The 12,407-nt window shown below is 71.9% G+C and carries 1 protein-coding gene; it reads left to right on the top strand.

Annotated elements, in window-relative coordinates:
* Positions 1-248 precede the first annotated feature (248 nt).
* Positions 249-12,404: a non-ribosomal peptide synthetase gene (locus tag B0293_RS33365; protein WP_005158061.1), complete on the top strand. Its 12,156-nt coding sequence runs from the start codon at positions 249-251 to the stop codon at positions 12,402-12,404.
* Positions 12,405-12,407: the final 3 nt, after the last annotated feature.

Raw genomic sequence — 12,407 nt, 5'->3', positions numbered from 1 at the left:
GCCCGGCGGATTTCGCGACCGGCGCGGCCTCTGGCGTGTCGCGAAAGCCACTTTCGGGACGTTGAAGGTTGCGAAAGTGGCTTTCGCGACACCCGGGCCCAGTGCTTTTCCTTGTGCTCCAACCTTTGTTCGGCCCGGAAGACCTGCGGGAAACCATAGGGTCGAATTGCGGTTGGACGGATTGTCCGGGCCCGCCCGCCCGGCGGATGATTCCTTTTGCGAGCCCGCAGATGATCGAGGGGAAATTGATGGCTCAGTCGCGGATCGAGGATTTCTGGCCGCTGTCGCCACTCCAGGAAGGGCTGCTCTTCCACACGGTCTACGACGACGAGGGGCCCGGCCTGTACGTCGGCCACTGGATCCTGGAACTCGACGGTCCGGTGGCGGCCGCCAGGCTGCGCGCGGCCTGGGAGGCACTGCTGGCCCGGCACGCCGCGCTGCGGGCCTGCTTCCGCCAGCGCAAGTCGGGCGAGACGGTGCAGCTCATCGCGCGGCAGGTGGAACTTCCGTGGCGGGAGGCCGATCTTTCCCACCTCGACGATCCCGAGGAGGCCGTGCGTGAGCTGGCCGAAGAGGATCGCACGACGAAGTTCGACCTCGCGAACGCGCCGTTGCTGCGGCTGACCCTGATCCGCCTCGCCGACGACGACCACCGTCTCGTGGTGACCTGCCATCACGCGATCATGGACGGCTGGTCGATGCCCATCGTCTTCGACGAGTTGTCGCTGCTGTACGCGGCCGACGGCGGCCCGCTGGACCTCCCCGAGGCGCGGTCCTATCGGGAGTACCTCGCCTGGCTCGACCGCCAGGACAAGGAAAAGACGCTGTCGGCGTGGTCGGCGGAGCTGCGGGGCGCCGAGGAGCCGACGCTCGTCGCGCCCGCCGAGCAGGGGCGCGCGCCGAGCATGCCCGACAACCTCATGATCGAGCTGCCGGAAGACCTCACGCGATCGGTGGCGGAACTGGCGCGCGCCAACGGGTTGACGCTCAACACGGTGGTGCAGGGCGCGTGGGGGTTCGTGCTGGCCCAGCTGTCCGGCCGCACGGACGTCGTGTTCGGCGCGGTGGTCTCGGCGCGCCCGCCGGATCTGCCCGGCGTCGAGGGAATGGTGGGACTGTTCCTCAACACCGTCCCGGTGCGCGTGCGGCTGAACGGCTCGAAGCCGGTCCTGGACCTGTTGGCGGAGTTGCAAAAGCGGCAGTCGGCGCTCATCTCCGATCATTACGTCGGACTGGCGGACATCCAGAAGACGGCCGGCCCCGGCGCGATCTTCGACACCTTGCTCGTCGTCCAGAACTTCCCGCGCGAGCTCGGCGAAGCGGATTCGGGCGAGACCTTCCGCATCACCATCACGCAAGGCAAGGAAGCCGCCCACTATCCGCTGACGCTGGTCGCCGTCCCCGGCGAGTCGATGCTGCTCAACCTCGACTACGTGACCGAGCGGTTCGACCATGACGACGCGCTGGCCATCCTCGACCGGTTCACCGGGGTGCTGCGCCAGCTCACCGAAACGCGCGACATCACGGTGGCCGAACTCGAGATGACGAGCGCGGCCGATCGCGCGTCGGTCCTGGAGGAATGGGGAACCGCGGCCGGAGCGGCGCCGGATCGCCTGGCGCCGAAGCTGTTCGACGGTCAGGTGGACCGCCGTCGCGACGGGATCGCGGTCGACGACGGCGAGCGGGCGTTGTCCTACGGGGAGCTGGCCGAGTACGCGGAAAGGCTCGCCGGTTACCTGAGCGATCGCGGGGTCCGGCGCGGCGACCGGGTCGCCGTGGTGATGGAGCGGTCCGCCGATCTGGTCGCGACGTTGCTCGCCGTGTGGAAGGCGGGCGCGGCCTATGTGCCGGTGGATCCCGCCTACCCGATGGAACGTGTGAAGTTCATGCTGGCGGACGCGGAACCGGCGGCGGTCGTGTGCGCGGAGGCGTACCGGGAAGCCGTGCTGGACGGCGGGATCGCCCCGATCGTCCTCGATCCGCGGACGCGGCAGGCGGTGGCGGAGCAGGCACGCCTTTCGGTCGCCGCCGCTGCCGACGACGTCGCCTACGTGATGTACACGTCAGGGTCGACGGGGACGCCGAAGGGTGTCGCGGTCTCGCACGGCGCCGTCGCCGCGCTGGTCGGCGAGCCGGGATGGCGCGTGGGCCCCGAAGACACCGTGTTGATGCACGCTTCGCACGCTTTCGACATCTCGCTGTTCGAGCTTTGGGTGCCGCTGGTCTCGGGCGCCCGGGTGCGGCTGGCCGGATCAGGCGTGGTGGACGGCGCGGCGCTGGCGGGCTACGTGGCCGACGGGGTCACGGCCGCCCACCTCACCGCCGGCGCCTTCCGGGTGCTGGCCGAGGAGGCACCGGAGTCGGTCGCCGGGCTGCGCGAGGTGCTGACCGGCGGCGACGCGGTGCCGCCGTCGGCGGTGGACCGTGTCCGCCGGACGTGCCCGGACGTGCGGGTGCGGCATCTCTACGGCCCGACCGAGGCCACGCTGTGCGCGACGTGGTGGGTGCTCGAACCCGGTGATCCGGCGGGTTCCGTGCTGCCGATCGGCCGTCCGCTCGCCGGACGGCGGGTCTACGTCCTCGACGCGTTCCTGCGGCCCTTGCCGCCGGGCCTGCCCGGCGAGCTGTACATCGCCGGAGCCGGTGTGGCGCAAGGCTATCTGGGGCGTCCGGTGCTGACGGCCGAGCGGTTCGTCGCCGATCCCTTCGCGCCCGGCGAGCGGATGTACCGGACCGGCGACCTGGCCTCCTGGACGGATCAGGGCGCACTGGCGTTCGCCGGCCGGGCCGACGACCAGGTGAAGATCCGGGGATACCGGGTCGAGCCCGGCGAGGTCGAGGTGGCGCTCGCCGAACTGCCCGGCGTCGGCCAGGCCGTGGTGACCCCGAGGGACGGCCACCTGATCGGTTACGTGGTCGCCGAAGCGGGGAAGACGCTCGACCCGGAACGGCTGCGCGGCGAGCTCGCCGAGACGCTGCCCGAGTTCATGGTCCCGGCCGCGGTGCTGGTGCTGGACGACCTGCCGTTGACGGTCAACGGCAAGGTGGACCGCCAGGCGCTGCCCGAGCCGGACTTCGTCTCGAAGTCGGCGGGCCGGGAGCCCGCCACCGAGGCCGAGTGGATCCTGCGCGGCGTGTTCGCCGAGGTCCTCGGCCTGGACGAGGTCGGTCTGGAGGACAGCTTCTTCGAGCTCGGCGGGGACTCGATCTCGTCGATGCAGGTGGCCGCCCGCGCCCGTCGCGAGGGAATCCCGCTCACCCCGCGCCTGGTGTTCGAGCACCGGACGCCCGAGCGTCTCGCGGCGCTGGCCCCGGCGGTGCGACCTGTATCCACAGTGGACTCAGGGATCGGTGAAGTCCCTTGGACCCCGGTGATGCTCGCCCTCGGAGAAGCCGCGATGCGCCCCGGCTTCGCGCAGGCACGCGTCGTCGCCACCCCGGACGGGTTCAACCTGGACGCGTTCGTGGCAGCGCTGCGCGCGGTGCTGGACACGCACGATCTCCTGCGGGCCCGGGTGGAGTCCGTCGGCCGGTTGACCGTGCCCGAGAAGGGATCCGCGGCCGCCTTGGTGACCCGGGTGGTGGCCGGGGCAGGAGACCTCGACGAGATCGCCGGCCGCGAGGCGGAAGCGGCGATCGGCGCGCTGGACCCGGCGGCGGGAACCATGGTGCGGGCCGTGTGGCTCGACGCCGGGGACGCCGAGCCGGGCCGGTTGGCGCTGGTGGCGCATCACCTGGTCGTCGACGCGGTCTCGTGGGGGATCCTGCTGCCGGATCTGCGCTCGGCGTACGAAGCCGTGCTCTCCGGCGGGACTCCCGCGCTCGAACCCGCGACGACGTCGTTCCGGCAGTGGGCTCGGCGGCTGGCCGAGCAGGCCCTCAGCGCGGACACGGTCGCCGAGACCGAGTACTGGGCCGCCGTACTGGACGGCGTGGAACCGTTGCCCGAGCAGGGAACCGGGCAGTCGCACTCGTGGTCCGGGACGGTGGACGGCGGCGCGGCGCGGGCTCTGGTGGGCCAGGTGCCGGGCGCGTTCCACTGCGGGATCCAGGAAGTCCTGCTGGCGGGTGTCGCGGGCGCGGTCGCGCGATGGCGCGGTGACGACGCCGCGGTCCTGGTGGACGTGGAAGGCCACGGCCGCCACGCCGCCGACGACGAGGATCTGTTGCGCACCGTCGGCTGGTTCACCGGCGTTCACCCGGTCCGCCTCGACGTCTCCGGTGCCGATCCGGCGTCCGGGGAGCTGCTGAAGGCCGTGAAGGACCAGGTCCGGGCCGTTCCCGGCGACGGTCTCGGCTTCGGTTTGCTGCGGTATCTCAATCCCGAGACCGGGGCGAGGCTGGCGGCGTTGCCGTCCGCGCGGATCGGGTTCAACTACCTCGGCCGGGCCGGTGCCGGCACCGAGACCGGCGCCTGGCAGGCGATCGGAGGGGCGCTCGGCGGCGGTCAGGACACGGTCCAGGCCCACGCGCTGGAGATCGGCGCGGACGTCCAGGACACGCCGGAAGGCCCTCGCCTGCGGCTCGTCATCGACGGCCGGGATCTCGACCCCGCCACGGTGGAGCGCCTCGGCGAGGCGTGGCTGGAGACGTTGACCGGGCTCGCGGCCCTGGCGGACGGCCCCGGCGGGCACACCCCGTCCGACTTCGAACTCGTGAAGCTGACGCAGCGCGACGTGGCCGAGCTGGAAGCCGCCGCGCCGGGGCTGGCGGACATCTGGTCGCTGTCGCCGTTGCAGGAAGGCATGCTCTTCGAGCGGGCCTTCGACGAGGGCGGGGTCGACGTCTACCAGACCCAGCGGATCCTGGACCTCGACGGACCGCTCGACGCGGGACGGCTGCGCGCGGCGTGGAACGACCTGGTCACGCGGCACGCGTCGCTCCGGGCGAGCTTCCACGAACTCGGCGCCGGGGAGACGGTGCAGGTCGTCGTCGACGAGGTCGAAATCCCTTGGCGTGAAAAGGATCTGTCGCACCTCGGCGAGACGGCCGCGGCCGAAGAGGTCGAACGCCTGCTCGCGGAGGACTCGGCGGCACGCTTCGACGTGAGCAAACCTCCCTTGCTGCGGCTGCTGCTGATCCGGCTCGGCGAGGATCGGCACCGGCTCGTGCTGACCGCGCACCACCTGCTGCTCGACGGCTGGTCCACACCGCTCGTCCTCGGCGAGACGGCGACCGGCTACGCGGGAGGGCAGGCCAAGCCCGCACCGTCCTATCGGGACTATCTGACGTGGCTGAGCCGTCAGGACGAGGAAGCGACCCGTGCGGCGTGGCGGGCCGAACTCGCGGGTGCGGACGAACCGACCCTGATGGACGCCGACGCGGGCAAGACGATGGTGCTGCCGGACGAGCGGTCCGAATGGCTGTCCGAGGAGCCGACCCGGGCGGTCACCGAGTTCGCGCGGGGGAACGGCCTGACGCTGAGCACGATCGTGCAGGGCGCGTGGGCGCTGGTGCTGGCGCGGCTCGCGCGCCGGACGGACGTGGTGTTCGGGACCGTGGTGTCCGGACGCCCGGCGGAGGTGCCGGACGTCGAGCGGATGGTCGGGATGTTCATCAACACCGTCCCGGTCCGCGTCCGGCTCGACGGCGGTGTGCCGGTGCTGGACCTGCTCCAGGATCTGCAACGACGTCAGTCGGCGCTGACCGAACACCAGTACATGGGGCTGCAGGAGATCCAGAAGGCGGCCGGGACCGGCGCGGTCTTCGACACCGTCCTGATGACCGTCAACTTCCCGCTGGACGCCGCAGGCGTTGGCGACGGCGGGGTCGCGATCAGCTCGGTCCGCACCCGGACCGGCACCACCTTCCCGCTTTCCCTGAGCGTGATGCCCGGCGAACGGCTGCAGATCCACCTGTCCTACCGGCCCGACCGGATCGCCGGGGAGACCGCCGCCGAGATCGCCAGGCAGGTCGTCCGGGCGATCGAGCAGGTGGTGGCGGACCCGTCGCTGCCCGTCGGCCGCCTGACCGTGACGAGCGAACCGGCGCGCGCGTCGGTGGTCGAACGCTGGAACGCGACCGGCGAACCGGCGGGCAAGACGTCCGTGCTGGAGCTTTTCCGGCGCCAGGCAGGGCTTTCCCCGGACGCGGTGGCGGTCGAGGAAGGCGGGCGGACGCTGTCCTACGCCGGACTCGACCGGGAATCGGACCGGCTCGCCGGGTACCTGGCCGGGATCGGCGTGCGGCGCGGTGACCGCGTCGGGGTCGTGATGGAACGCGGCGTGGACCTGGTGGTCGCCCTGCTCGCGGTCTGGAAGGCGGGAGCCGCGCAGGTGCCGGTGAACGTGGACCATCCCGTGGAGCGGATCGAGCGGATGCTCACCGACGCCGGCGCGTCGGTGGCGCTCTGCGCGGAAGCGACCCGCGACGTCGTGCCGGACGGAATCCGGTCGGTGGTCGTCGGCGCACCCGGGATCGGGGACGCGAAGGCGCCCGAGGTCACGGTGTCGGCGCAGGACGTGGCCTACCTGATGTACACGTCGGGATCGACAGGAGTGCCCAAGGGCGTCGCGGTCCCGCACGCGAGTGTGGCGGCGCTGGCGAGCGACCCAGGCTGGTCGCAGGGCCCGGCCGATCACGTGCTGCTGCACGCGTCGCACGCTTTCGACGCGTCGCTGGTCGAACTCTGGGTGCCGCTGGTCAGCGGAGCCCGCGTGGTGGTCGCGGAGCCGGGCACGGTCGACGCCGGCCGGCTGCGGGAAGCGGTCGCCCGCGGCGTGACCACCGTCCACCTGACGGCGGGCGCTTTCCGTGCGGTGGCGGAGGAATCCCCGGAGTCCTTCCTCGGCCTGCGCGAGATCCTGACCGGCGGGGACGCGGTGCCGCTCGCTTCCGTCGTGCGGATGCGCCAGGCCTGCCCGGACGTCCGGGTCCGGCAGCTTTACGGCCCCACCGAGATCACCCTTTGCGCCACGTGGCTCGTCCTCGAACCGGGTGTCGCGACGAGTGACGTGTTGCCGATCGGCAGGCCGCTGGACGGCAGGCAGGCTTACGTGCTGGACGCGTTCCTCCAGCCGGTGGCCCCCGACGTGACCGGCGAGCTGTACCTCGCGGGTGCCGGTCTGGCGCACGGCTATGTGGGCGCGCACGCGCTGACGGCGGAACGGTTCGTCGCGAATCCGTTCGCCGCGGGGGAGCGGATGTACCGCACCGGCGATCTCGCGCGCTGGACGGATCAGGGCGAGCTGGTGTTCGGCGGCCGGGCCGACTCGCAGGTGAAGATCCGCGGCTACCGCGTCGAGCCGGGCGAGATCGAGGCCGCGCTGACCGACGTCCCTCAGGTCGCGCAGGCGATCGTGGTGGCACGGGAAGAACGGCCCGGCGAGAAGCGGCTCATCGCGTACGTGACCGCGGAAGACGGGCCGGGACTGGATTCCGGCGCGGTCCGCGAACAGCTCGCGGCGCGGCTGCCGGAGTACATGGTGCCCTCGGTGGTGCTGGTGATGGACGCCTTCCCGTTGACGCTCAACGGGAAGATCGACCGCGCGGCCCTGCCCGCCCCCGAGTTCACCGCCAGGCGCGCCGGCCGCGAGCCGCGCACCGGGACCGAGCGGCTGCTGTGCGGCCTGTTCGCCGAGATCCTCGGACTGGACGAGGTCGGCGCCGACGACGGCTTCTTCGAACTCGGCGGCGACTCGATCCTCTCGATGCGGCTGGCTGCCCGTGCGCGGCGCGAGGACCTCGTCTTCGGTGCCAAGCAGGTCTTCGAGCAGAAGACGCCCGCGGGGATCGCGGCCGTCGCCGAACGCGGCGGACAGCTCCCGGCCGACGCCCAAGACGTCGAGGACGGCGTCGGGGAGGTCCCGTGGACACCGGTCGTGCGGGAACTGATCGAACACGATTCCGGCGCGCTGAACGGTGGCGCGCTCGCGCAGTGGGTGACCGTCGGTGCGCCCGGTGAGCTGTCCGTGGACGCCTTGACGGCCGGGTTGGCCGCGGTGATCGACACGCACGACCTGCTGCGGAGCCGGGTCGTCGAGGGCGAAGCCGCGCAGCCCCGGCTGGTCGTGTCCGAGCGCGGGACCGTGGACGCGACCGGGCTGGTCGAGCGGGTCGAAGCGGATTCCGGCGACCTCGACGAGATCGCCGAGCGCAGGGCCGGTGAAGCGGCCGCGCGCCTGGATCCCGTCGGCGGCGTGATGGTCCGGGCGGTGTGGGCCGACGCGGGACCCGGCCGCGTCGGACGACTGGTCGTGGTGGCGCATCACCTCGTGGCCGACGTGGTGTCGTGGCGGATCCTGCTGCCGGACCTCCAGACGGCCTGTGAAGCCGTGGCCCTGGGCCGGGAACCGGAGCTCGACCCGGTGGACGTCTCGTTCCGGCGTTGGGCGCGGACGTTGACCGAGCAGGCGGCGGCCCGCGGCGCGGAACTCGCGACCTGGACGGAGATCCTCGACGGCGCGGAAACGCGGCTGGGTGAGCTGGATCCGAAGCGCGACACCATTTCCACGTCGGGTCGCAAGTCCTGGACCCTGCCGAGGGAGCGCGCGAGCGTGCTCGTGGAGAAGGCCACCTCGGCCTTCCACTGTGGTGTCCACGAAGTCCTGCTGGCGACCCTGGCGGGCGCGGTGACCGGCTGGCGCGGCGGCACCGCCGTCGTGGTCGACGTCGAGGGCCACGGCCGTCAGGCTCTCGAAGATCTGGACCTGTCGCGGACGATCGGCTGGTTCACCGATGTCCATCCGCTCAGGTTGGACACCGCGGGGATCGACCCGGCGGAAGCGATCGCGGGCGGCGCCGCGGCCGGGCGGCTTCTCAAGGGCGTCAAGGAGAACGTGCGATCCGTGCCCGACGGCGGGCTCGGCTACGGGATGCTGCGGCACCTCAACGAGGAGACGGGGCAGGCCCTGTCGGTGCTGCCGAAGGCGGAGATCGGCTTCAACTACCTCGGCCGTTTCTCGGCCCGGCCCGAGGGCGACGCGGAACCCTGGCAGATGGTCGGGACCATCGGCGGCGCGGCGGAGCAGGATCTGCCCTTGCGGCACGTCGTGGAGATCGACGCGGCGGTGCTGGACGGCGACGGCGGACCCGAGCTCACGCTGACCGTGACCTGGGCCGGGCGGATCCTCACCGAGGCCGACGCGGAGTCGCTCGGGAAGACGTGGCTGGCCATGCTGACCGGGCTCGCCGCACACGTCGGCGCGGGCGGCTCGGGCGGGCACACGCCGTCCGACTTCCCCCTCGTTTCGTTGGCACAGCAGGAAGTCGAGGAGATCGAGGCCGCCGTTCCGGAGCTGCTCGACATCTGGCCGTTCTCCCCGCTCCAGGAAGGCCTGCTGTTCCACAGCATCGACGAACGCGGCCCGGACGTCTACGCGGGCATGCGGGTCCTCACCCTCGATGGTCCGCTGGACGCCGCCCGCTTCCGCTCGTCCTGGCAGACCCTGGTCGACCGGCACGACGCCCTGCGGGCGAGCTTCCATCAGCTCGGATCCGGCACCGGCGTGCAGGCGGTCGCCCGCCGGGTGACGGTGCCGTGGCGGGAAACCGACCTGTCGCACCTGCCCGAGGACGAGGCGCTCGCGGAGTTCGAGCTCCTCGCGGCCGAGGCGCACGCCGACCGGTTCGACCTGACCAAGGCGCCGCAGCTGCGCCTGCACCTGGTGCGCTTCGCGGAACGACGGCACCGGCTGATCCTGTCGTCGCACCACATCTCGGCCGACGGCTGGTCGCTTCCGGTGTTCCTGGTCGAGGTGATGGCGGCCTACGAGGCCGGCGGTGACGGCCAGACCCTGCCGGTCCCGACGTCGTACCGCGAGTACCTCGCGTGGATCGCCCGCCAGGACAACGCGGCGGCCAGGGAGGCGTGGCGGACAGCACTCGCGGGGCTCGACGAAGCGACCCGTGTCGTGGCGCCGGAAACGATCGCCACGCCCATCGAGCCCGACCGCGTGCGGTTCGCGCTCGACGAAGAGCTGAGCGGGCGGCTGACGGAGTTCACCCGGCGGCACGGCGTCACGATGAACACGCTGTTCCAAGGGGTCTGGTCCTTGCTGCTGGCGCGGCTGACCGGGCGCGAGGACGTCGTCTTCGGCACCACGGTGGCCGGACGGCCGCTGGAGATCCCCGGCGTCGAGTCCGCGGTCGGCCTGTTCATGAACATGCTGCCGGTCCGGGCCCGCCTCACCGGTGCGGACCGGTTCGCCGACATGCTGGCCGATCTGCAGGAACGGCAGGTCGCGCTGATGCCGCATCAGCATCTGGGGCTGACCGAACTCACCCAGGTCGCCGGTCCCGGCGCGGCGTTCGACACGATCGTCGTCTTCGAGAACTACCCGCCACCGCCGGAGCCGTCCGACGACCCCGGCGTCCTGGCCATGCGCCCGGCGGGGATCCCGGACGACAACGGGCACTATCCGCTGTCCCTGCGCGCGTCCGAAGGCGGCGGCGTCCACGGTGAGGTCATCTACCGGCCGGACGTGTTCGACCGGACGCGGGCCGAGGAGTTCCTCGCGTCGATCGTCCGCGCGCTCGAGCAGGTGGTCGCCGATCCGCTGATCCCGGTCGGGCGGGTCGGCCTGATCGGGCCGGAGCACCGCCGCCTGGTGGTGGACGAGTGGAACCGGACGGACGCGCCGCTCGTGACCGACACACTGCCGGCGCTGGTCCGCGCACAGGCGGACCGGACGCCGGACGCGGTGGCCTTCGAGGACGCGGCGCGGAGCCTGACCTACAGCGGTCTGCTGGACGAGGTCGAGGCGCTGGCCCGGCTGCTGGTCGACGCGGGCGTGCGGCGTGAGGCCCGGGTGGGCGTGCTGGTCGAGCGTTCGGTCGAGCTGGCGGTGACCCTGCTGGGCGTCACGTTCGCCGGTGGGGCGTTCGTCCCGGTCGATCCGGACTATCCGCGTGACCGCGTCGAGTTCATGCTGGCGAATTCGGCACCCGAGGTGCTGGTGTGCACGAGGACGACCCGGGCGTTCGTGCCGGTGGAGTTCGCGGGCACGGTGCTGGTGCTCGACACGCTGCCCACCGCCGATCCGGAGGTGGTGCTGCCGCCGGTGGCCCCGGAAGACGCGGCGTACGTGATCTACACGTCGGGGTCGACGGGGGTGCCGAAGGGCGTCCAGGTCACGCACTCCGGACTCGTCAACCTGGGGTACGCGCATATCGAGCGGATGGCCGTGACGTCGTCCTCGCGGATCCTGCAGTTGTCCGCGATCGGTTTCGACGCCATGGTTTCCGAGCTCTACATGACGCTGCTGGCCGGGGCGACCCTGGTCCTGCCGGACGCGGCGAACATGCCGCCCACGGTGACGCTGGGCGACGCGATCCGCCGGGCGGGCATCACGCACCTCACCGTTTCGCCGAGTGTGCTGGCGAGCGAGGACGACCTGCCCGACACCCTGCGGACCGTGCTGACCGGAGGTGAGGCGTTGACGGCCGCGCTGGTGGACCGCTGGTCGCCGGGGCGCCGGGTGATCCAGGCCTACGGGCCGACGGAGACGACCATCTGCTCGACGATGAGCGCCCCGCTGTCCCCGGGGCACGACGTCGTCCCGCTCGGCGGCCCGATCCACAACGTGCGGCACTACCTGCTCGACGCGTTCCTGCAGCCGGTGCCGCCCGGGGTGACGGGCGAGCTCTACATCACCGGGGTCGGGCTGGCTCGCGGCTACCTCGGGCGTCCCGGCCTGACGGCGGAACGGTTCGTCGCCAGCCCGTTCGCCCCCGGTGAGCGGATGTACCGCTCCGGCGACCTGTTCCGCTGGGACCCCGACGGCCAGCTGAAGTTCGTCGGCCGGGTCGACGCGCAGGTCAAGGTGCGCGGCTACCGGGTCGAGCCCGCCGAGATCGAGGCCGTGCTCTCGGCACATCCGGGAGCGGCACAGGTGGTGGTCTCCGTCCGCACCGACGGGCCGGGCGAGAAACGTCTGGTGGCCTACGTCGTCCCTGTCGAGTCCGATGTGGACGGTCTGGCGGCGGGGCTGCGGGAGCTGGCGGCCGAACGGCTGCCGGAGTACATGATGCCCGCGGCGTTCGTGACGCTGGACAAGATGCCGCTCACCCCGAACGGCAAGCTCGATCACCAGGCGCTCCAAGCCCCCGATTTCGCGGCCATGGCTTCGAAACGGGAGCCGAGCACACCGATGGAGGCCTTGGTGTGCGGGCTGTTCGCGGAGGTGCTCGGCCTGGACCGGGTGGGGGCCGACGACAGCTTCTTCGAACTCGGCGGGGACTCGATCACCTCGATGCAGGTGTCCGCGATGGCCCGCCGGGAAGGGCTGGCGCTGACCCCGGGCCAGGTGTTCGCCGAGAAGACGCCGGAACGGCTGGCGGCGCTCGTCAAGCCGCTGCCCGCCGAAGACGAGACCGCCCCGGAGCCGGAACCGGACGGGGGCACGCTCGTCGCGCTTTCCCTTGATCAATTGGAACAACTCGAGGCTGGACTGTCCGGCGACTGACGC

The sequence above is a fragment of the Amycolatopsis azurea DSM 43854 genome (assembly GCF_001995215.1).
Classification (GTDB): Bacteria; Actinomycetota; Actinomycetes; order Mycobacteriales; family Pseudonocardiaceae; genus Amycolatopsis; species Amycolatopsis azurea.
Note: the sequence above shows the minus strand (reverse complement) of the source record. Positions and strands in the feature narration are given on the sequence as shown.

Bases quoted from the DNA above. Each gene is read 5' to 3' on its own strand.
- B0293_RS33365 (WP_005158061.1), top strand. From the start codon at position 249: ATGGCTCAGTCGCGGATCGAGGATTTCTGGCCGCTGTCGCCACTCCAG.